We start from the raw sequence: 22,774 nt of genomic DNA on the forward strand, positions 1-22,774 counted from the left end.
GTGCACGATCGAGAATCCAGTTTACATCAAAGTTTTGTTTTGTGAGGATGTCTTAATTATGGCTAAATCTGCACTGATGGCAATGCTGCGCCGCGCTGCGAGTATTGCCCAGAAATCAAGGGAAACGGGCATTCCGGCTGATGAACTGCTGGGGATGCTGAGCGCTGGCATTCCTAATTCTGCCATATCTCGTCGCCGCTTGCTGCACGGGGGTTTAGCTGCTGCAGGGGCTGTGGCTGCTGCGACTTTTACCAGGGAGGGAGGGGGAGCTTTTGCTCAACAGGGCGGACGATCGCCGATTTTGGTTGTGGGTGCAGGGATTGCGGGTTTGACGGCCGCTTATCGCTTGCGCCAAGCGGGTGTGCGTGCCGATATAATCGAGGCAACGAACCGCGTGGGGGGACGGATACGCACGGTTCCCAAGGTGGCTGGAACGCAAATTTATGCGGACGTGGGGGGAGAATTTATTGACACCGGCCACACTACTTTGATTTCCCTGGCGTCGGAATTGGGCCTGCGGGCGATCGACTTAGTTGACGTGCAGCGGGGATTTGTGAAGGATACTTTTTTCTTTGAAGGGCGCCGCTTTTCTCTTGAGCAAATAATCGCAGATTTTGCGCCGCTAGCGAGTAAAATTACTGCTGATTTGCAGGCGGTTGGCGATGAAATTAGCTATCTTGATTTTACAGAAGCAGCGGAAAGATTGGACAATCTTTCGATCGCTGAATATGTAGACCAAGCTGATACTAGCACGATTGTCCGGCAGTTACTCCGCATTGCTTACACGACTGAATACGGTCGAGATCCTGAAGAACAGTCGGCGTTAAATCTGCTGTTTTTAATCGGTTCTGAAGCGGGCAGTTTTGAATTGTACGGCAACAGCGATGAGCGTTATCAAATTGACGGCGGTAATAGTCAAATTATCAACCGTTTGGCGGGTCAATTGTCTGGTTCGATCGAGGCGGGGACGGTTTTGGAAGCGATTACTCTTTTGCCGGATGGCCGCTATCGGGTAAATTTGCGATCGGGATTAAGCGCGTTCGAGCGCACTTACGAGCGAGTTTTGTTAACTTTACCGTTCAGCACTCTGCGAGACGTTAACATTAACGTACCTTTGCCCCAACCAAAGCGTAGGGCGATCGAGCAGTTGGGTTACGGTACTAATTCTAAGTTAATTACTGGCTACCGCAGCCGAATTTGGCGGGAACTTTATCAATCGACTGCTTCTGTTTATAGCGATTTAGGATTCCAGAATACCTGGGAAGCTACGCCTTTCGCTCCTACTCCTAACGGTTTGATCACTAATTTTACAGGAGGAAAGCAGGGTTTGTCGATCGGTGCCGGAACTCCAGAAGACCAAGCACAAAGATTTTTGAACCAATTTGAAAGAGTTTTTCCCGGAGTGAGAAATTTGCGAACCGGCAAAGCTGTGCGAGCTTATTGGCCGGGAGAACGCTTTTTCAAAGGTTCTTATGCCTGCTATTTAGTCGGACAGTGGACGCAAATGTACGGGGTTGAAGGCGAACGAGTTGGCAATTTATATTTTGCCGGCGAACACACTTCGCTGGAAAATCAAGGTTACATGGAAGGCGGTTGCGAAACTGGACAAAGAGCGGCTGTTGAAATTTTGCAAGACTTGGGTTTGATACCTTCTGCTGATGCTTTGAGTGCTCGAACTGCGAGCAGTTTGAACAATCGCCGTCCGAGCCGGAAAGTTCCCGGAGCGCGGAATCTTAGGAATAGAAAGCCGAGTATTAGATAATCTCGTAAGGTGCGGCGCGCATCTAATTCTTGTGAGCCGTTGCTCCTAGCCCACCCATCTAATTCCTGTGGGGTGGGCTTCTAGCCCGCCCGAAAATTTAAATTACTCGGTGCACCATAGATAGAGATATGCAAACGTAAAAATTATGTGAATTATCATGTACAACTTCTTGCCAAAAAACATGATTTTTTTACCTTTAACACTAGCTTTATCTAGTTGGCTAATGTCGCCGATATCGGCTCGCCCTTTGCTTACCGATTTTACAAATACACTTGCTCAAAGTTCACCCGTTGATGAACCCTTTTGCTACATGAAAACCCCCGACGGCAAAACAGTAGACTTGGGCAAATTGTGCGAGAAACAGCCAGCATCGGGAACTGCCCAAACTTGCATTCCCGGTTCCAACATCGCTGCCAAAGTGTCAATTGCTGCGGCTAATTATGACGGCAACTTTTTCAGCGGTCAAGTGCTTAATCAAGGCTGCAAAACAATCAAGAATGTCAAAGTCAATTATGAAGTTTTGGATGAGTCAGGCAATTTAATTGACAACGGATTTATCTACGCTCAACCAGTTACTCTTGCACCCGGACAGTCAGCCACCTTTCGGGGTGCAGTTGTCGCGGGGGCTAAGGTGCAGGCGACTCATGCAGACGCTCAAGAATGATTGTTGAGATTTGCCCGATCGCTGATATCATGTTTTGGCTCAGATATCTGTAAAAACAGAACTTCCAGAGGTAAAATATCTTGAAAACTCGATCGACATACTGGCAAATCTTACCCTACCTCCGTCCCCAAAAACACACCATCGGTAAAGCATTAGCTTGTACCGTAGTATTTACCATATTTTGGCCGATTATAGCGTGGCTAGTTGGCGAAACAGCCAAATTTATAGGTAAAGGAGATTTACAAGGCTTCGCTCAAATTGCTGCACTCAGCGCCATTATATTTCTAATTCGCGGTACAGCCCAGTACGGTCAAGATACGCTGATGGCAAAAGCAGCTTTGACTATTGCTTTAGAAATCCGCAAAAAAGTCTACTCCCACCTGCAAAAACTCAATCTCGGCTACTTTGAAACTGCCAAAACCGGAGACTTATCCTACCGCCTCACAGAAGATATTGACCGCATTGGCGAAGTCGTAAATAAATTTTTTCATCAGTTGATCCCTTGTGTTTTGCAGCTAATTGCCGTCCTGGGATATATGATTTATCTCAACTGGCAATTAACTTTAGGTGCATTAATTATTGCACCGCTGATGGCTATCTTAATTGGCTGGTTTGGCGAAAGACTGCTAAGTTACTCACGGCAAAGTCAAAATCGCATCTCTGATTTATCCGCTTTGCTGACAGAAGTATTCAGCGGCATTCGTTTAATCAAAGCATTTGTGGCTGAAGACTACGAAATTGCCCGCTTTGCAGAAGAAGCAGAACAAAACCGCCGCGCAAAGTATTTGTCAGAACGAATAAAAGCACTTCAGTTCGTTGTAGTTGGTTTTCTGGAAGCGATGAGCGTGATTTTGCTCTTTTTCCTGGGAGGTTGGCAAATTTCTCAAGGAAATCTTACAGGTACTCAATTTATAAGTTATATCGCAGGGGTGGCACTTTTAATTGACCCGATCGCCATTACAACTGCTAATTACGGCGATTTTAAGCAGGGAGAAGCATCGAGCGATCGCATTTTTGAACTATTAGCAATTGAACCAACAGTAGTTGAAAAGCCTGGGGCAATTGAACTTCCCCATGTTACAGGCAAAGTCGAATATCGCAACATTAATTTTGCCTATAACTCAGAGACGCCGATTTTACAAAATATGAGTTTACTGGCACTTCCGGGAGAAATGATTGCCCTCGTGGGTGCATCCGGTGCCGGCAAAACTACTTTAGTAAATTTGTTACCGAGATTTTACGATCCGCAAGCGGGACAGATTTTAATTGATGGGATTGATATTCAAGATGTGACATTATATACGCTGCGTCGGCAAATCGGCATTGTGCCGCAAGAAACGATTTTATTTTCGGGTACAATTGCTCAAAATATTGCTTTTGGGCGATCGTATTATGAACTAAAAGATGTTCAAAAAGCTGCTGAGATTGCCAACGCCCATCAATTTATTAGTGAGTTTCCCGACGGTTATCAAACTTGGGTGGGGGAAAGGGGTGTAAACTTATCTGGCGGTCAAAAACAAAGAATTGCGATCGCCCGTGCAGTTTTGCTCGCTCCGCGAATTCTGGTACTTGATGAAGCTACATCGGCGCTGGATTCGGAGTCGGAAGCTTTGGTACAGGAAGCGTTGGAAAGATTGATGCGCGATCGCACTGTGTTTATTATCGCGCACCGCTTGGCTACTGTACGGAAAGCCGATCGCATTTTAGTTTTGGAAAAAGGCAGAATTGTAGAATCTGGCACGCACGAGGAGTTGCTGGAAAAGGGATCTCGATATGCTGGCTACTACGCTCAACAGTTTAGTCAGTAGGTACGTTACAAACCGGGTTTTTAGCCGTTTCTGCTGGCCTCAACCAAGTATTCTGGAAAAAACCCGGTTTCTTGTTACCCGCGCGCACTTCGACAAGAAACCGGGTTTTTGGCCGAATCTGCTGACCTCAACGAAGTATTGTCGAAAAAACCCGGTTTCTGACTACCCGTGCGTAAGTCCTAATCTAGCAAAAATTTCATTCAAAAGCCTCTCTCGTCTCCAAAGACAATTGATCTCTGACTAGCATAAAGTCGTCAGAAAACATATTCAAACTATCAAAAAAAGTTTTCCAAGGCTTTTCTGGTATAATCACAAAAACTTCAACTTCTTCGCCCACCGATCCAGGCGGCACTTGAATTTCAAGTTTATTTCCTGCCAGAACTTTGGTTGTAATCCGTATTGCTGACTGCATACTTCCTCCTTTGCGACGATTAATTTTCCACAGCCCCTAAAGCTTTGAGCGTGGCTTTCTCAACTTCAGTTAAACCCGTAACGCCCGTGATATTCATCTCCTCATAAGGTCTATCACTTTTAAGTATTTTGAGGCACTCACCCGTCTCAACATCCCAAAGTATAATTGTGCCATCCCGACTACAAGCAGCAATAATTTTTTCATTTGAACTGAAGGCAACTGAGTTAATTCTACTGGTATGACCTTGCAAAATTTTTAGACATTCACCTGTACGGATATCCCATATTCTTACCGTTCCATCTACACTTCCACTAGCAACTATTTCACCAGAATAACTAAAGGCAACTGAACGTATCCAATCAGTATGCCCATGCAAGATTTGGAAACATTCACCACTGCGGACATCCCATAGTCTTATTGTTCGATCGATACCTCCACTGGCAAGTATTTCACCGTTATGGCTAAAGGCGATCGCCCGCGCCCAACCCGTATGCCCCTGTAAGATGTGGAGGCATTCACCAGTATGGATATCCCACAGCCTCACCGTTCCGTCAAAACCTGCACTGGCAAATATCTCGCCCAAAGGACTGAAAGCAGCCGAGTGTACAGAATTGTTATGCCCGTGCAACGTTTTGAGGCATTCGCCAGTACCGATATCCCACAGCTTCACCGTTTGGTCATAACCTGCACTGGCAAGTATTTCACCATTTGGACTGAAGGCTATCGATCGTGTTTCATTGCCAAATTCTGGCAAAGTATGAAGGCATTCACCACTGCGAATATCCCACAGTTTCAGTGTTTGGTCATAACTAGCGCTGGCAAGTATTTGACCCGAAGGATTGAAGGCAACTAAGTTTACCCGATCGAGATGCCCGTGCAAAATTTGGAGGCACTCACCGCTGCTGACATCCCACAGCTTGACTGTTTGCGCGTCATCGCCGCTGGCCAGCCTTTCACCGTTGGGACTGAAGGCGATCCACCTTACTTGATTGCTATGCCCTTGCAGTGTATTCAAGCATTCACCGCTGTTGATATCCCACAGCTTCAGCGTTTTATCGTAACTGCCGCTAACAAGTATTTCACCCCCAGGATGGAAGGCAACTGACCCTACTCGATCGTTATGCCCTTGCAAAGTATTCAAGCATTCACCGCTGTTGATATCCCACAGTTTTGCTGTGCGATCGTGACTGCCACTTGCAAGTATTTCGCCATTTGGGCTAAAGGCGATCGACTTTATTTGATCGAAATGTCCCTCCAAAGTTTTGAGACATTCACCGCTACCAATATTCCACAGCTTCACTGTTTTGTCGCCGCTGCCACTAGCAAGTATTTCACTAGCAGGATGGAAAGCTATTGAAAACACGGTTTTAGTATGACCGTGCAAAATTTTGAGGCATTCACCAGTACCGACATTCCACAGCCTTACTGTATTGTCGCCGCTGCCACTGGCAAGCATTTCATCAACAGGATGGAAAGCAACTGAACATACAACTTTAGTATGACCCTGCAAAATTTTGAGGCATTCACCGGTGCGGATATCCCATAACCTTATCGTGCGATCGAAACTCCCGCTAGCGAGTATATTTCCATCGGGATTGAAGGTGACTGACATTACTGATTCGGTATGTCCCTGGAAAACTTTTAAACATTCACCAGTCTTGACATCCCATAACTCGATCGTTTTGTCATAACTGGCGCTAGCAAGTATTTTGCCGTCAGGACTGAAGGCGACTGACTCCACCACGTTGGTATGTCCTTTACAGGTCAATATTTCTCTGCAACTGCTAGCTTCCCACAAGCGAACTATGCTATCAGTATCACCTGTAGCTAACAGTTTCCCATCAGGGCTAAATATGACCGATCGCACGCTGCTGAAGATTTTAGTAAAATCAGAATTAGCCAAATTAGCTTCAGCAAAGTTGACGCGACGCAGCGTCGCATTTGTAAAATCAGCGCCTAAAATAACCGCACGAGAAAGGTCTTTTGCTTCTAACGCAGTGCGATCGATTTTCACCAACAGCGTCGCCGCATTCCCTCCCACATAACCTACCTCACTTTCTGTTTTTCCCCGCGTTGCTTCCACAATTTCCAATAATTTCTCCGTAGCTGCCCCTACATCGAGGCAGGGCCGGCACGAGGACACCGCCCCTACCATTGGTAACAACAAATCCATCACTGCTTTTGTCAGCGGCGCGTGTCCAAAACTCTGACGGAGTTGCCCTACATCTTCAGCAACAAATCCCTGCAAAGCTGCTATAAGTTCACCCTTATTTCTCTTCTGGGCTTGCAATGGACAATAATTAGACCAAGTGTATTCTTGAGGCGCTGCATTAGCATCTAAACAAGACTGTTCCGGCGCAACTAATTCGGTAAAATCTGCGGCCAAAACTCCCAATTCCGCTGCAAATTTATAAGCGACAAAAAACTCTAACAACGAACGGTGCGCCGGAGCATAATCGCCATCTGCATTGCGGATTAGCATCGTTTGACCCATCATGTCGTAGTGCCAGTGGTCTAAGTCTTTTTCCTCTTGTACGACGGAACCAAACAGGCCTCGAATGCGATCGGGAAAACTGCGATAATTGATACTCATTTGGTTGGTAGACAGCATTTCCCAAGACAGTTCGCACAAAAAGTAAAGCTTATCTGCTACAGAAGTAAAAGTACGTTCTGCTTTGATATCTCTCTCTATCTTCCGCCGCACCGCATACAGATAAATCCGCGACATATCGACTGGTTTTCCAGCTTCAATATCGGGCAATGCTTCCAAAATTAACTCGGTCATCACCGGGCGACGCGCTAAATCCAATAACTGCGGGTTTCCCATCACTTTTTCGACAGTCGCGGCTTCTGTTTGAAATGACAGCGCTTGCCCAATTTGCTCGTCGTTAAATTTCTCTAATTCTAAGACTTCAAATTGGGGAGTTTCGCCCGTTAAAATGGTTGTTGATGCTTGCAGTTCTGCATTGAACAATGCCCGTCCTTCCTTGCCTTCAGGAAAGTGTTCGGTACGGCAAGTGAGGATGACTTTTGCGCCGGGAACGACGGCTTTTGCTAGTTCCCAGAAGTTGTTGATGGTTTCCTGCCGATCGCACTTGGCGGCCATTTCATCAAAACCATCGAAAATTAGTAGAAATTTGCCCATGCGATTCAGTTGTTCAAAAGCCGAATAACCCGCTAAAGGTATCTCGTGTTTCCGAAAGAAAAACTCGGAAAACAGCGACTCGACACTAACTGCTTTGGCGTAATCTCGCAAAGGAATTACTAACGGTAAACGCGGACGTTCTAAACCGCGCTTTTGAGCCTCTCGATAGCGTTGCAATGCCATCCAAGCATAGTGCATCGCAAACCAAGTTTTCCCGGTTCCAAATTCTCCTAAAACTGAAATATGTTCTTTTACTGGGTCATTCAACCAGAGGTCAATATAACCTTCAATCCAGCCATCTCGCCCGTCATAATGACTCACGCCTATCTTGCGGTGAGTATCGGGGTCAATTTCTTCTTTTGTACAGGCTAGCGGCACATATTTGGTATCAATTTCTCGGCTGGTAATTTCTGTTTCTAGCCAATCCAGATAAGCGGTAAAATCGGCATCTTGGTCGAGTAATTCATCAAACGTATAGCAAGCTAAATTACGATTTTCGGCTTTCTCTACCTCATCCCGCGCGGCGCGACTGATGCGGCGGGCTGTGACTAACCACCCTTCATCGGTGCGCTGTTTTTCCACCGAGTCGCGCAAGGCTGAGATGTCTCTGAGTCCCGCTTCTCCAGCAATTCCGCGCACTAAAATGCGATCGTACCGATTGCGTCTAACCGGGACATTGATAATCCATTCAAAATAGTTATCTTCCGAGATTTGATAGGTTTCAAACTTATAACTTAATGTTTCAAACCAACCACGAACTTGTTGTGATAAAATAAAAGCTTGAGACTTTTGAATATTCGTTGATGCTGCGGGAAGTGCGGGATAATCTTCAGCTTCCAACCGCGCAAATTCGGTGCGAATTCCTTCGATAGTGGGGAGGCGTTCGATGCGATCCATTACCATAGATAGGCGTTTTTGCAAAGAGGCGATCGAATTTCCCATCATCACATCTCCCAGCGTCCGCGTCCGCTTTGCTACTTCCATAAACACGGCCGCAAATGCCATGAATTCCCGTCTGGGGTCAATGCCTAAATCTCGAATTTCTTTGCCTAAAGCACTCTCATTCAGATATTCATCGCCTGCTTTAATTAAAATGGCTGGGCTATCGGACTCGAAGGCTTTGCGAAATGCTGATTCAATCTCTTTTTGGCGAAACAGTTCTAAAATCTGCTTGGGTTTGCCAGCGCCGTATTCTACTAAAGTATAAACATAAACTCCGCTAAAATCTGCGGGCGGAGCATCGGGGTCAAGGTTAAATTTTTTTAAGATTTTGATGACAGTTTCGTTGCGTTGAAACTTGTCTTTGATAGTGCCGAAGGGAATTGTAGTCAGGAGGCTGATAACTAAGTCGAGACTAATTAACATGATTTAGGCTTTCCTGTTTTTCCGGGGAAGTAATGCTCAAATCTAGAATCGGTAGGCTGTGTCCCTGAAATGCGCTGCGGGCGATCGCAAACTGCTCTATTTTTATGTTAACAGGATTTACGCGCTCCGACTAAAGAAACCGGGTTTTTACCGAATCTGCTGGTAGGAGCGAAGTATTTTCCTAAAAAACCCGGTTTCTGACCCACCCTTGGTAAGTTATATCTAGTTAATTAACTTAGCATATTTTAGAAAAATTGACAACTATAAAACACCGAAAAAACCGACACATATGGTAGTATAAATAGCTCTAAAATTAGTTGTTATATCATAGTGCAAAAGTTAAAATATAGATAACTAACAAATAAATTTTGCGGTCTATGAAAATACAATCTTCTGTCTTAGTCCACCTGGGATTTGGCAAATATGTACGCTCCGATCGAGTAACAGCAGTAATACCAATTGAAGATGAACGGGGGCCTGGTAGGCGCACTTTTGTGCATATAGACGGCGAAGCAGACCCGATCGTTGCTTCGCGTGGTGAAGATACGATCGTGCGCGATTTGGTGCAGGAACCGCGCGAAATAACTCAAGCTCGGCAGCAACAAGAAATTCTGCAAGATTTGCTGGCAGATTTGAGCAATGTTAACGTCACCGTGCGCCGCATCAGCCGCGATGAAGGCGGACTCGATCTCGAACTTTTAGAGCGCCGAATTCGCCAAATTTTAGACGCATAAAAATTAAAGACCGCCCGGGCGGTCTTTCTTATTTTTTGGGTCGCTAAAAGTTTTAAGTTACGGGTTTCAATGTAATTTCGATGTCCGCTAAACCAGTGAGTTTTTCTACCACGGGCTCTTCTTCAACTCGCGGTACAAAAATAGTTAAACCTCCCGGAATGCACTCAATAGAAACCGGAGTCATGCCGAAGATTTCCCCGTCTACAACCACTTTTTGAGGCGGATCGGCACTAATAGTTACTTTTTTTGCCCGTAAATAACCGATGTCGTCGCGATCGGTAGGATTGCCGCTCAAAGCTGTTTGCAATAGATGATAAGAAGCTGCGATCGCCCCAGCTTTATTCTGAGGCGCCACCAGCGTCACATCCAGCAAGCCGTCATCAACAATAATCCCGGCAGGCCCTTGAGCTAAAATGGAAGTAGCCGGCGCTGCATTCGCCACCGTCACCGCCACAGCAGTAACGCTGATAATTTTATCTTCGGTTTCGATTTCCGCTTCAAACCTTTCTAAATTGTTTAACTGTTTAATTCCCGATAAAATGTAAGCCAGCATTCCCCAGCGATTCTTCATTTCGCGATCGGCTAGTTCGACAGTTTCCGCCTCAAAACCCACTCCAGCCAACAAAACCATCGGCATTTTACCGTTGCAAATCGCCGCATCTACCACCCGCGTCAACCCTCCCAAAATAGTTTCGCAGGCGGTGTCAATAGTATTGGGAATGTCTAAAGCATTAGCAAAAGCATTAGCAGTTCCCCGCGAAATAATTCCTAAAGGAATATTTGTGCTGACAATCGCCCCAGCGACCGCGGATAATGTGCCGTCGCCCCCGGAAGCAATAATTGCCTCAACTCCCCTAGCAACTGCTTCACGGGCGATTTGATCGGCGTCTAATTCTGGGGTTGTCAGCCGAATGTCTAAGTCAATAAAAGGCTCTAAAAGTTCCTGAATTCTAGCTAAGTCTTGGTCGGGGTCGCTGTTGCCGGCGACGGGATTAAAAATTAGGCAAGCTGAACGTTTCATATTTGGTAATAGGTAATTGGTAATGGGTAATGGCTGAACTGAAACCCTCGATTTTTTTTCGTTGGTATCGAAGTTTCGATCCCCCTAAATCTCCATTAATAAGGGGAGTAGGGGTTGACTGTGAGTGTTCTTGTCCCCCCCTTATTAAGGGGGGTTAGGGGGGATCAAGACTCAACTATAACCCTGATTTAGACATGGTTGTAACCTTAAGTTTACACACGTGCAAGGCCCGCCAAACTCCGACAACAACCCTCACCTATTTTTCAAAGGCTTAATTAAGACTTGACAAAAGTCCACTCTAAGACTTCGCGCGGAGCTTTGTGCAGCGCTTCTTTGATTTCCTCGTTGCTGTCGAACTGGACTCGATCCAAATGGCACGCTTCGACGTTCACAGTAAACTTATCTTCTTCAAAAGGCCAAGGAGTTACAGTCACGAGTTCGTTGCTGTTCTGTACAATATCGTAGCGCTTGCCGTCGGGGCCGACACTAATTTCTAAAGCTCGTTCGCCGGCGGGTAACTCGCGGCTGCAAAGAATTAATGATAGCCGATCGCACCACTGGAAAAAAGCATAAGCTGATTCGGCCTCTTCTTTATAAATCTTCAACTCCTCGCGCCATTTTTTTTGATTTTCCAGTTGTTCGTCCAAAAACTCGTCGAGTTCCTTCGACTCTCCCCGCTTTCCTTCAGTGAGAAAGCTCATGTGCATAGAAATCAGCATTGCTACCCACCTACCGCGATATAGCGCATTCTGCGTCATGGCTTTAATTTTCGGCAGAGACGTTTCCGTCTGCAAGGTAAAATCTAAGGGCGCGCCCGCTTCAGTCAATATATGTTCTTCCCACTCTTTCTCCAAATCGTCGTGATGCGAAATCGCCGCTATGGTTTCGTACAAGCGAATAGGAGATTTCGAGCGCTTCCAGTGTCCGCCAAGTTGGGCCGCGAGCAAAGCGTGGGCGCGGTGGTAAATAATTTCCCAGCCAGTAGGGGTTAAGTTAGCAATCATTGAATTTTTGTCCTGAATTAAGTTGATACGAGTATTTTGTGCGAGCATTCGGCTTTCGATCTCCCCCAGCCTAAAAAAGGGGGGAACCGGAATCGGTCAAAGTCCACCTTTTTAAGGGCGATCGAGACTTACAGAAAAACGAAAGTTAAATCACAAAAGGTTCGATCGAGATCTCCTGCCATTTCCCCTCAAATCGTTCGACAACCAAAGGTCTGACTCTAAATTTGGGGGGACACCCGTCGAGAACATCAATCCGCAAACACGAATAAGGACGGCGTTTGTGGGAACCTTGGCCGCTGCGGCCGACAAATAACAAAGATTCCGCTATCCGCCGATCGCCTTTTTGCGATCGCCCGCCCTCACGCGCCAACCGATAAGCTTCTGGACTCGATGGTTCCTCCAACACCGGCCCTTCCGGGCGCTGGCGGCGGAGACTGTGGCCGCTTCCCCCGCAGACAATCCAATTAATCCCAGAGTCGCCGTGGCCCGTATCCCCAGTCCGCAGGTATTCCAAACAGTGAGCGTGGCCAGTCAGTACCAAATCTACTAGCGGACGACCGCGCGCCGCCCCCCCAATGGCATCGGCCACCCCGTCGAGCACCTCGCGCAATCGCAACCGAACCGCCAAAGTTTGAGCTTGATTCCACTTTGTCGCCTCGGTCACGTAGGGGGGATGGTGCAGGTAAATTACCCGCCCCCGCACCTCGGAATCGCGCCAAGAGTCAATCAGTCTTTTTTTCAGCCATTCGAGCTGTTCAACGTCAGTGGCGGCTGTTTTGTGGGACGACAGTTGTTTGTCAATATCCATCAACATTTCGTCAACTTGCTCTAACTTGGCGGCCAAGTCGTCTAGCTGTTCGGCTTCCTCGGGAATTTCGGGGTTGAGCCGATCGCACATTTCGAGCATTGCCAATTTTTCTTGTTCCAACTTCTGCCGATCAAATTCCAAATTCTGGCGGCGAATGTCGCCCTGTTTGGTTTTCGGGATCGGTAAGGGCTCGTTGAAGGTGTTGGAGTCGAGGGCGAAAAAGTCGATGCCGCCGCTGCGGAACGTGTAATAGCGGTTGGGTAAGCGGGTAAAACGTCCGGGTTGGTAGCGGATGCAGCGGCCTGTGCTGGTGCTGGCGGTGTAGTGGGCGTCTAGGTGGCGATCGAGCTCTCCCGGCATTTTGTGAGCTTTGAGGTAGTCCAGAAAGGCTTTGGCGTAGGTATTTCCGCGATCGGAACCGTGCCAGCCGACATCGAGATCCAACTTGGCACCCAACAGCCGCCGCAGCGGCAAAGCTGTCGCTGAGAGAAGGCCGTAGACTATCGGCAAGTCGTAATAGTCGTGGTTTCCTGGTACGGGCAAAAACGGAAAATTAAACACCATGCGATCGTAGGCAATCCGAGAGGGATGCTCGCCCCCGACTATAAATTCTCGGTAGGGGCGAATAAAGTTTTGCAAGTAATATTCGCTGGAACCTACGAGATAAACGACATCGCCGGTGTGGAGGACAAAACGGCAATTTTCGCGCTCGGAGACCATCTGTTCGGCAATCTGCCGCTGGGGATTGTGCCCGCGGTGGTTGCCCGTGCCGCTGTCGCCTACGACTAAAAACGAAAACTCTGCAGAGTCGGTGGTTGGAGATGCCAAAACTATCCGAGTTTGGTCGATTCCCCGATCGACGATCGACTGTTCTTGCCACCGCACCCGCTCGTTCATTTTGCGGATTTTGACTTTTATTTGCGGGTCGGAAACGAATTTCAATTCACCTCTTCTCCAAAATTGCTGAGTTCCTAGTTAATAGTGTAGCGATCGGTCGAGTTTTTACATCTCTCTAAAAGCTGAAAATCGACGCACGGGTGGTCAGAAACCGGGTTTTTGACGACAATACTGCCTGACAACTGACATATTACACGATTCTCAATCAGCCTGTTATGGGCGGGTTCTGGGGTTCACCCCACAATAAAATTCACTCTTTGTGGAACAGGTCGTCGGGCCTTTTAAGCGAGAATGGTGCAATATGTGAGACGATCGCACTCTCCGACTCCAAGCGCGATCGAACCCTACACCCTGCCCCAAGTGGGCAACATCAGATAGAACGCAGTAAACAAATATAAAATGGAAGCAATACAACTGTCTTTGTTCTCAAATGAGTCAGAACCAATTCCTGCCAAAAAGCAGAAGAAAGCAAAATTAGGGCGTTACGAACGCATCCAACGCGAACTAGAAGCAAATGACTGCGACCCCTACAAGATATTCATTGATGTTGAATCTCAGTCACTGCCAAAATCAGACTATACATTTGTCGATCTTTTTTGCGGTGCGGGCGGCATGAGCCAAGGTTTATTGCAAGCAGGTTTTCGACCAGTAGCAAGTGTTGAAATTAATGCGATCGCCTCGGCAACTCATACAAAAAACTTTCCCGATTGCCATCACTTGTGCGACGATATAAAAAACTTAAATCCCCAAAAGTTGCTCGCTGAAATTGGTTCGCCAGAAGTTCATGTTGTTGTAGGCGGGCCGCCGTGTCAAGGCTTCTCAGTTGCAGGAAAACGCGACCCCAACGACCCTCGAAATCGCCTATTTAGAGAGTTTGTCCGCGGAGTCTCTGAAATACGTCCTTGGTATGTTGTCATGGAAAACGTACCCGGAATATTGACTATACAAAAAGGAGCTGTTAAGCAAGCCATTTGCGAGGCTTTTCAGGAAATTGGCTATCCCCATATGTCCGTTGCTGTTCTGGAATCACCCGCGTATGGAATCCCACAAATCCGCCCGCGAGCCATTTTTATTGCCAATAGATTTGGGCTGCCAAACCCCTATCCCAAGCCGCAATTGTTACCAGAACAATACAAAGCGATTGAGTCAGCAATTGATGATTTAACAGAGTATACTCCCATAGCAGAAATTAACCACGAATGGACTCGTCATTCTGTTGAGTACATGGAAAGACTTGCTCAAGTTCCACCAGGCGGTTCTTTGTATGAAAGCTACGCCGATGCTTTCAAGCGACAGTATCCGGGAAAACCGAGTATGACTGTTAAGGAAAATCACGGCGGCACTCATATTCATCCTTATCTCAACCGCGTTATTTCAGCTCGTGAAATGGCTAGATTGCAAACTTTCCCGGATTCATTTATTTTTGAAGGTTCTATGAAAAAGGCAATGTGGCAAATTGGAAATGCCGTGCCACCCCGTTTAGCAGAGTGTATCGGCTTGGCACTTATTCCATATTTGGCCGATATTACTTTGAACAAAGCTAGCAAAGTTACTATGAAATTAGCCTTTTAATTAGCTTGTTGCTCATCAATCTGATTGATTGTTAATTCTTCGTCCAATCGTTGAGCAAATATTTGGAATAATTTGATATCTTCCGCTGAAATATCACCCTCAATTTCCTCATTTTGAACTAACAGAATTTCTCCTCTACCGTCTTTAGCAGTAATTCTTATAATTTGCCCTTTCATCCAGAGCCGATATTTTTCTCCTTCATAACATCGACCGCCTTCTGGTGCAGGTTCTCCTATTTTTTGCACGGCTTTTTTCGCAGTTTCTATTACAAAATCACAGTATTCATAGAAACGAACTTTACTAGCGAATTCGTGTACCCTATTATTTTTCTCTAATCTTTCAATAATTTCGGCAACATTATGAGGAGGGTTTTTTAGATCCTCAACCTGCTGCCGAATTACTTCGACCATCGACTCGGGATCGTTATCGAAAAGCTCAGTTAGAAATACATCCGGGTGCTGTGCCTCAATGCCATAAGGTTCCAAAGCCTCCTTTGGGAAATGTTTGAGGTTATCTGTAACGATGACCTTAGCATTTGCTACAATCGCAGCAGCTACAACATGACGATCGCCCGGATGATTTGTCATTGCTTCCACCAAACTTGCAGGCACTTCGATAATTCCTTCAGGAAAGGTGTTCTTTATCACCTCCTGAAAACGTGCTGCTTTGACCTCTGTCATTCTTCCTTTTTTTACCAGATTGCGGGTAGCACCATCTAAAATTTCTTGTGAAAAGTGAACCTCGTATAACTCAGCCTCAGCAGCACGTAGTAGTGTATCGCATAAAGGCATAGGGAAGATGACACAGGAGTCTAGAATAACGGATACGACTTCCATTCTACTCCTGAGTTATTGGGTCAACACCAGCTTCGTAAAACCCCTCATCCTGAATAAATTGGGTTAATTCCTTTAGTCCTTGGCGACGTTTCACTTGACGCTGTTCTTTGTAGTTAATTACATCTTGAAAAAGGACACGCCGATGTTTTCCTACTTTACTACAAGGAATTTCTCCCCGATCTAGTAACTTGACGAGAAATGGTCGCGATACATTAAGGATATTAGCTGCCTCCTGCGTTGTCAACTCGCAATTGTGAGGCATCAGAGAAATAGCTTGACCTGATGCCATTGCACCTACAATCTGACGCAAAAAGTTGTAGACTGATTCGGGAAGCAGGATCTCTTCTCCGTTACTTCCGACTAATTTTGGCTGTGCAGACTCTCTGCTCAGTATTTGCTCTAACTGAGCTATTGATTCCTTTTCTTGTTCTTGAACCAAAACTGACTCAAGTGATGTTTTTTGGTTCAACATAATTAATCTCTTGTTTGATGTGATTGTTTTTGAAGCACAGAGTAAATATGGTGGTATAAGTTGGTATAATCAGCGGTTTAAACCGCTGATTATACCAGACCCCGTTTTATTGGTCAGCAGACAGAATCTGCGATCGGGCAAAACCTGTGCACCCATTACTGGAAGGGTATGTAAGTATTGGGCCGGCATATACTTGGTTGTTTCCTTCACGATAACACTTACCGTGCCATAAACGCAATATCCGAAACAAACGAAATATTCAAATTCCCCAAAGGGACAGTTCGATCGCCCGAAATTCCCCATCCCGACTGAAGACGGATGCCTCGCAGAGGTACAATAGGACGATCGCATTCCCCAACTCCCACCGTGATAGAGCGCTACACTTTGCCCGAAATGGGCAACATCTGGACTGAAACCGCCAAGCTTAAAACCTGGCTGCAAGTAGAAATCGCTGTCTGCGAAGCTCAAGCCGAACTCGGCTACATCCCCGCCGCCGCAGTCGAAGAAATCAAAGCTAAGGCTAATTTTGACCCCAAACGAGTCCTCGAAATTGAAGCCGAAGTCCGCCACGACATGATCGCCTTCTTGACAAATGTCAACGAATATGTAGGCGATGCCGGCCGCTACATTCACCTCGGCTTAACCAGTTCCGATGTGCTCGATACTGCTTTGGCGCTGCAATTAGTCGCTAGCGTCAATATCTTGTTAGAACGTGTCGAAGAATTGAGTCAAGCTATTCGCTATCAGGCTCAACAGCATCGCAATACCGTCATGGTGGGCCGATCGCACGGAATTCACGCCGAACCCATCACCTTTGGCTTTAAACTAGCAGGATGGCTGGCAGAAGTCTTTCGCAACCGCGCCCGATTGGTGAATTTGCGATCGTCCATTGCAGTCGGCAAAATCTCCGGCGCAGTCGGAACCTATGCTAATATCGATCCGCGAATTGAAGCGATCGCCTGTCAAAACCTCGGACTCGAACCGGATACTGCATCCACTCAAGTCATTTCGCGCGATCGACACGCCGAATACGTCCAAACCTTAGCACTCTTAGCAGCATCGATCGAGCGTTTTGCAGTAGAAATCCGCAACCTGCAACGCACCGACGTTCTCGAAGTCGAAGAATTCTTTTCCAAAGGGCAAAAAGGCTCATCCGCCATGCCGCACAAACGCAACCCGATTCGATCGGAAAGACTGACAGGAATGGCGAGAATCGTCCGCGCCAACGCCGTCGCAGCCTTAGAAAACGTGGCGCTTTGGCACGAAAGAGACATCTCTCACAGTTCCGTAGAACGGATGATTTTGCCCGACAGTTCCACTGTCACCCACTTCATGTTAGTAGAAACCACAGACTTAGTAAAACACCTGCTAGTCTATCCCGAAAACATGAAGCAAAACATGAATCTTTACGGCGGAGTCATCTTCAGCCAGCGCGTGATGTTAGCCTTAGTAGAAAAAGGCACGAGTCGCGAAGACGCCTACAAAATTGTGCAATCTTGTGCTCACGAAGCTTGGAACAAACCGGGCGGCAATTTCTACAATTTAATTGCTAAGGACGATCGGGTAACAGCTAAGATGACGACCAAAGAAATTGATGATTGTTTCGATCCGCAGTATCAATTGAGGCACTTAGATTTAGTGTATCAGCGGTTGGGAATTTAAAAATCTTTTGAATTTCCGACTTTGGATCTGGATAGTGTAGGTTGGGTTGAGGAACGAAACCCAACTCTTCTAACTAAAATAAGGTGTTGGGCTCTAGCGTTGCGTAGGGTTCGCTTACACTCAACCCAACCTACCCAACTCAATAAGACTAAAATAAAGCGATCGGTGATATGGTGCTTTGGGATGAGAGTTTTAATAACTGGCTTTGAGCCAAATGATGATGGTTTGAATGCCTCAGAGTTGGTTGTGGTGTCGTTACGCGACAATCCTACTCAGGAGATCGGTCAGTACGTTGATTGCATTGACTTCAAGATTCTGCCTGGTAATACCAACACCCTCGGACACGTAGTTGATGAAACTCTCAAAGCATTTTCACCGGATATTTGTATTGGGATCGGTCAGGCGCGGGATTACAACAAAATAGCTATTGAGCGAATGGCAAAGAATTTAAGATATTTTGTGACTTTGGATGCAGCAGGAAACGCACCCAAGGGAAAGCCGATTGTCCCCAATGCTCCTATTGCCTATTGGGATTGTCTAGCAGATCCCGAAGATTTGGTTTCCCTGTTAGAAAGCCACAACATTCCAACTAGGATTTCAAATGATTGTGGAACTCATCTATGCAATCAAGTTTTTTATCACTTTCTTCATTGGAAGGAGATTCATAATTCTGATATGAAGGTTGGTTTTATTCACATTCCAGCATTGCCGGAGCAAGTCATTAAATACTGGTCAGAGTCACCATTTATGCCAATAGAAATGACCCGTAAAGCTCTGTCCCTAATTATTAGTAGGCAAATTCAGTCTGTCGATCCAAGTCTATACGTGGGTTAATAAAGCCCATGCACGCCGACCGCCGAAAGTTTTTTTGTCTAGTAGCAATTTCAATAGCCGAACCCGGACTTGGTATTACCAATCCTCATGCGGTAAGGACATAAATTGCATCTTTGCCAAGACAGGATCTAGTTCAGAGGACTCTTCAGAATAGACTTGATTTAGTTTGCTCAAAATTCGAGATCGGTTGTGTCGCTGCAGATACGCCTGCAATGCTTTTGTATAAAGCTCACTGCGCGATAACCCTAACTGACTAGCCAAAGCCTCGGCTTCTTCAAAAACTAAATCTGGAAGTGAAATTGCAGTTTTCATAGCTCCCCTTGCTGTCACGGTGACATCATAACATTGGTTATAGCATAGAACAACGACCTCAATCTACTTTTTAACACTCACAATCAGAACAGCTATGAAATTTAAACGTTTTGGAAAATACCCGATCGCATTTATGCTAGTGTTGCTATGTGCGATCGGTCTGCACCATACAACATTTGTCCGCGCCCAGGAGCCGCCACAAGTGCAAATTACCCAACCAGGAACAAACCCAGTAGTACCTGAAAGTATTTTCATGAGTCAACTTCCCAGTGGGGCGCGACTGGTTGATATCCGCACCGTAAATCCCAACATTCGCCTCGATATCCGATACGCCACTACTAACAACTTTTTGAAACGAAAACTTTACCCTATATCGAAATGCGCCTTGAGAAGTTCTGTTGCTCAAAAGTTAGCGCTAGTTCAAACAGATTTGGAAAAAATCGGATTGGGTTTAAAAGTTTACGATTGCTACAGACCTTTCTCAGTGACTAAGCAAATGTGGGAAGTTTGGCCAGATCCGCGCTATGTTGCTAATCCTGCTAGAGGTTCGCGGCACAATCGCGGTGCTGCTATTGATTTGACTTTAGTCGATCGCACTGGCAAAGAATTAGAAATGCCCACACCTTACGATGATTTTACCGAAAAAGCTCACGCAGATTATCAAGGTGGCAGCGCCGAATCTCGGAAAAATCGTCAAGTGCTTAAGAATGCGATGAAAAAACACGGATTTATGGGTATCACAACCGAATGGTGGCACTTTGATTCGGAAGATTGGCAGAAGTTTGCAATTCTTGATATATCGCTTGGGGCGATTCCTTAATTCTACTATTTATTAAAACTCGCCGATAGGGGGAAGACAAGGCACTGCTGTATCCCTAAAGATGTCAGGAAAATTATCGCAATTCAACAGAAAACTCGTAGTCGTATCCCCGGAAATTGGAGTCTAATTGTAATGTGTAATTGCCTGTTACTGGCACTTTTCCCGTCCACTCTGTTTCATTGCCTTGATAAGGATCTCCGGCTAAAAGTTTGCCACGAGGAGTTATAATTTGCGGGAAAACCTCTTTCCGAGTCCTAACAGTCATTGTTTGACCTTTTCTGGCGCGAATCCGGTAAGAGTGGCTGCCGCCGCCGATGATTCGACCTTTGACGATCGCCTCATCTCCTCCCGGCAGAAAATTAATCTGCTGGTTGACGTTAGAACAACTGCTTTCGGTGCGTTTTTTCGCAACCCAACCGGGGGGATCGGTAATTCGCAGCCAACCGTTTTGTTCTTCGGCGACTGAAACAAAGGTATTATTTTTAAGTTTTCCTACTATGTTGCTGCCCCTTACTTGCGGGTTCGATCGCACATTTAGCGGTGGATTCGGATCGCTGACTACAGCTTGGGTGATTTTGCAACCCGAATTTGGCGGTGTGACAACTACTGGCTCAACTTTTCGCGGAGAGACTCCTGAAACTCGCGAGGATTGAAGTGCTGGGGTTTTGGCTGGTTGAGATTGAGATGGGGGAGATTCTGCGGCTTGGGTTTGTGCTGGCAGAGGTTCTGGTTGCCGAGATTCAGGGTTGTTCGTCGGCCCTGCAATCTGGTTTCTGGTGGATGCCGGGGATTCTGCAAGAGGAGGATTGGATTGTTTCATCGCACCCGACTGTATAGTTGCAGCAGCCACTCCCACCGCTGTTGCCAGTCCTGCTAAGCTTACCGTGATGATTTGAGCTTTCGTAAATGACATAAAAAACCCTCTCTGTATCTATATTGATAATTTTTATTTGGGAGTTGGGGCGATCGCCAGTTAATTTATAGTGGAAATACCTAGTGCGGGCCACAGGGTCAGGATTTTTAGATAAAATTTCAGATCCATAATTGTCGCAATAATTTGAGTCAATATATACTGGACACCTATACTGATGGTAATCTTGCTCTGGGTTATTTGCGCGCAAATTTGCGAAGGTAAGCGTTCAGCGCGAGGTATATAAAATGTCAAAATTGATTCCTCTAAGATTACAACCGCCTCGCGATCGATTATTGGAGGAGGTGAAGCAGGAAGTCCAAGCAGGACGATCGCAGTCTTTGCACGCCGCTGTGCTGGCTAACCTCAGCCAAGACTCGCCGCCTGTTGGTGTTAACCGCTGTTGGGATGTGGAAGTGAAAGCCGGCAACCGTCCGAGTTTTCGGCTTCCTCCCAAAGCAAGCGTTGCTAAAGTGTTCGATCGCAGCGGCGGCAAATTGGTAATTTTGGGAGCCACGGGTGCAGGCAAAACTACGACGCTGCTAGAATTAGCTCGCGTGTTAGTTTCCCGCGCCCAAAAAGATGCTAGTTTGCCAGTACCAGTGCTGTTTGAACTCGGATCGTGGAAAGCAGAATCCGGGGCGATCGCCGATTGGTTAATTGCTCAACTTCAGTTCAAATACGGCATCTCTCCTGCTGTCGGCAAAAAATGGCTCGCCGAACAAAAATTGCTGCCTCTCCTCGACGGCTTGGACGAAGTGGAAACCCACCGCCAAAATATCTGCATTCAAGCAATTAATCAATTTGTTGAAAGCGAATTTAAACCCAAACATTTAGTAGCTTGCAGCAGTTTTGAAGCTTACAAAAACTGCGAGACTAGATTTCGCCTGCAAGCAGCGGTTTTATTGAAACCTTTAACAGAAACTAAAATCCAAAATTATTTGCTAGAAGCCCGAAGCCGCGAACTTTGGTACAGCATTGAGCATGAGCCGGAGTTGTTGAAATTGGCAAAAGCTCCCTTGCTTTTGAGCATGATGGCTCTGGCTTACGACGATATTTTAATTGAAGCTTGGAAGCGCATAAGTTCTGCAGAAGAACAGCGCAAATATCTGTTAACTGCCTATATTCGCCACCAAATGACCGGGCAAGTCAAGCAGTATCCCAGAGGTAAGGAACTGCGGCCGGAACAAATTCGCCACTGGCTGGGATGGTTGGCCAGAAGGATGGAACAGCAAGGAATTCAAGAATTTTACCTCGATCGCATACCGTCTAGCTGGCTGCAAACAGAGGAGCAACGGCGCAAGTATCAGCTTGGAGTTAAGCTGGTTGGCGGGCTGATTTGGGTGCTTTTGGGATTAATTGCCAGCCTAGTCTCCGGGTCAATTTGGGGATTAATGGCCGGTGCTGTTGCTGGGGTAATTAGTGCTTTGTTGCCGGGAATTCCGGGGATTGAAAGGTTTATATTGCACGTCGTGCTGTGGTCGAAGGGCTACATTCCTTGGGATTACAGGCGTTTTCTTGATGCTGCGGGCGATCGCTTGTTGCTGCAAAAAACTGGCGATCGGCGTTATCGATTTATTCACGATTTATTGCAAAAACATTTTTCCGAGATATAAATGCCGGAACTTGACAAAATTAAATAATTATGATATATGTCTTGCCAATTCTGCCTGGTTCAATTGCCGAATTTGCGATCGCATCCTCATCCACACCCCCAAAAGGTTAAGATTCTAATC

The 22,774-nt window shown here is 46.3% G+C and carries 18 protein-coding genes; 9 read left to right on the top strand and 9 right to left on the bottom strand.

What is annotated here, in order from left to right:
* The first annotated feature begins 58 nt into the window (after positions 1-58).
* From QUA74_RS13125 to QUA74_RS13135, 3 genes are all read left to right on the top strand, one after another.
* Positions 59-1,762, top strand: a complete 1,704-nt coding sequence (locus QUA74_RS13125; RefSeq protein ID WP_333329224.1) for an NAD(P)/FAD-dependent oxidoreductase — start codon at positions 59-61, stop codon at positions 1,760-1,762.
* Positions 1,763-1,943: 181 nt separating this feature from the next.
* Complete coding sequence (locus tag QUA74_RS13130) at positions 1,944-2,426, top strand: FxLYD domain-containing protein (RefSeq protein ID WP_333329227.1); 483 nt, start codon at positions 1,944-1,946, stop codon at positions 2,424-2,426.
* A gap of 80 nt (positions 2,427-2,506) precedes the next feature.
* Positions 2,507-4,234 (top strand): ABC transporter ATP-binding protein, encoded by a 1,728-nt coding sequence (locus QUA74_RS13135; RefSeq protein ID WP_333329230.1) that lies wholly within the window; start codon positions 2,507-2,509, stop codon positions 4,232-4,234.
* Between the two features lie 196 nt (positions 4,235-4,430).
* Here QUA74_RS13135 and QUA74_RS13140 read toward each other — a convergent pair whose 3' ends face one another.
* Together QUA74_RS13140 and QUA74_RS13145 are read right to left on the bottom strand one after the other, a co-directional pair.
* On the bottom strand, positions 4,431-4,646 hold the full coding sequence (locus QUA74_RS13140) for a hypothetical protein (RefSeq protein ID WP_333329233.1): 216 nt from the start codon (positions 4,644-4,646) through the stop codon (positions 4,431-4,433).
* A 19-nt stretch (positions 4,647-4,665) separates the two neighbouring features.
* Entirely contained in the window at positions 4,666-9,156 is a 4,491-nt protein-coding gene (locus QUA74_RS13145; RefSeq protein ID WP_333329236.1) for a WD40 domain-containing protein, read from the bottom strand.
* A 377-nt stretch (positions 9,157-9,533) separates the two neighbouring features.
* Here QUA74_RS13145 and QUA74_RS13150 point away from each other — a divergent pair, with 377 nt between their 5' ends.
* Positions 9,534-9,890, top strand: a complete 357-nt coding sequence (locus QUA74_RS13150) for a hypothetical protein (protein ID WP_333329239.1) — start codon at positions 9,534-9,536, stop codon at positions 9,888-9,890.
* Positions 9,891-9,942: 52 nt separating this feature from the next.
* On the opposite strand, the gene QUA74_RS13155 is transcribed toward QUA74_RS13150, so the two are convergent.
* The 3 genes from QUA74_RS13155 to QUA74_RS13165 all read right to left on the bottom strand — a co-directional run bounded on the left by QUA74_RS13155 (position 9,943) and on the right by QUA74_RS13165 (position 13,665).
* Positions 9,943-10,911 (bottom strand): YegS/Rv2252/BmrU family lipid kinase, encoded by a 969-nt coding sequence (locus QUA74_RS13155; protein ID WP_333329242.1) that lies wholly within the window; start codon positions 10,909-10,911, stop codon positions 9,943-9,945.
* A gap of 275 nt (positions 10,912-11,186) precedes the next feature.
* Entirely contained in the window at positions 11,187-11,915 is a 729-nt protein-coding gene (locus QUA74_RS13160; protein WP_333329245.1) for a DUF3891 family protein, read from the bottom strand.
* 145 nt (positions 11,916-12,060) lie between these two features.
* Positions 12,061-13,665, bottom strand: coding sequence for a metallophosphoesterase (locus QUA74_RS13165; protein WP_333329248.1), 1,605 nt, complete (start codon positions 13,663-13,665; stop codon positions 12,061-12,063).
* Between the two features lie 354 nt (positions 13,666-14,019).
* Between QUA74_RS13165 and QUA74_RS13170 the strand changes: the two genes are divergently transcribed.
* Positions 14,020-15,192, top strand: a complete 1,173-nt coding sequence (locus QUA74_RS13170) for a DNA cytosine methyltransferase (protein WP_333329251.1) — start codon at positions 14,020-14,022, stop codon at positions 15,190-15,192.
* Here the strand turns inward: QUA74_RS13170 and QUA74_RS13175 are convergent.
* Together QUA74_RS13175 and QUA74_RS13180 are read right to left on the bottom strand one after the other, a co-directional pair.
* Positions 15,189-16,028: a PIN domain-containing protein gene (locus QUA74_RS13175; protein WP_333329254.1), complete on the bottom strand. Its 840-nt coding sequence runs from the start codon at positions 16,026-16,028 to the stop codon at positions 15,189-15,191. The genes QUA74_RS13170 and QUA74_RS13175 overlap by 4 nt on opposite strands.
* 1 nt (position 16,029) lies before the next feature.
* Complete coding sequence (locus QUA74_RS13180; RefSeq protein ID WP_333329256.1) at positions 16,030-16,500, bottom strand: helix-turn-helix domain-containing protein; 471 nt, start codon at positions 16,498-16,500, stop codon at positions 16,030-16,032.
* Positions 16,501-16,866: 366 nt separating this feature from the next.
* On the opposite strand from QUA74_RS13180, the gene purB reads away from it, so the two are divergent.
* A complete protein-coding gene (gene purB, locus QUA74_RS13185; RefSeq protein WP_242725653.1) occupies positions 16,867-18,162 on the top strand; it encodes an adenylosuccinate lyase in 1,296 nt (431 codons plus the stop codon).
* A gap of 183 nt (positions 18,163-18,345) precedes the next feature.
* Positions 18,346-18,996 (top strand): pyroglutamyl-peptidase I family protein, encoded by a 651-nt coding sequence (locus tag QUA74_RS13190; protein WP_333329258.1) that lies wholly within the window; start codon positions 18,346-18,348, stop codon positions 18,994-18,996.
* A gap of 75 nt (positions 18,997-19,071) precedes the next feature.
* Here QUA74_RS13190 and QUA74_RS13195 read toward each other — a convergent pair whose 3' ends face one another.
* Positions 19,072-19,308 (bottom strand): hypothetical protein, encoded by a 237-nt coding sequence (locus QUA74_RS13195; protein ID WP_333329261.1) that lies wholly within the window; start codon positions 19,306-19,308, stop codon positions 19,072-19,074.
* Between the two features lie 94 nt (positions 19,309-19,402).
* Here QUA74_RS13195 and QUA74_RS13200 point away from each other — a divergent pair, with 94 nt between their 5' ends.
* Positions 19,403-20,128, top strand: a complete 726-nt coding sequence (locus QUA74_RS13200) for a M15 family metallopeptidase (protein ID WP_333329264.1) — start codon at positions 19,403-19,405, stop codon at positions 20,126-20,128.
* Between the two features lie 73 nt (positions 20,129-20,201).
* Here QUA74_RS13200 and QUA74_RS13205 read toward each other — a convergent pair whose 3' ends face one another.
* The gene (locus tag QUA74_RS13205) at positions 20,202-21,041 is read right to left on the bottom strand and encodes an SH3 domain-containing protein (RefSeq protein ID WP_333329267.1); all 840 of its coding nucleotides are present in this window, start codon (positions 21,039-21,041) and stop codon (positions 20,202-20,204) included.
* Between the two features lie 245 nt (positions 21,042-21,286).
* Here QUA74_RS13205 and QUA74_RS13210 point away from each other — a divergent pair, with 245 nt between their 5' ends.
* Positions 21,287-22,654: an NACHT domain-containing protein gene (locus QUA74_RS13210; RefSeq protein ID WP_333329270.1), complete on the top strand. Its 1,368-nt coding sequence runs from the start codon at positions 21,287-21,289 to the stop codon at positions 22,652-22,654.
* Positions 22,655-22,774: the final 120 nt, after the last annotated feature.

Source organism: Microcoleus sp. LAD1_D3, from assembly GCF_036702135.1.
Taxonomy (GTDB): Bacteria; Cyanobacteriota; Cyanobacteriia; order Cyanobacteriales; family Microcoleaceae; genus Microcoleus.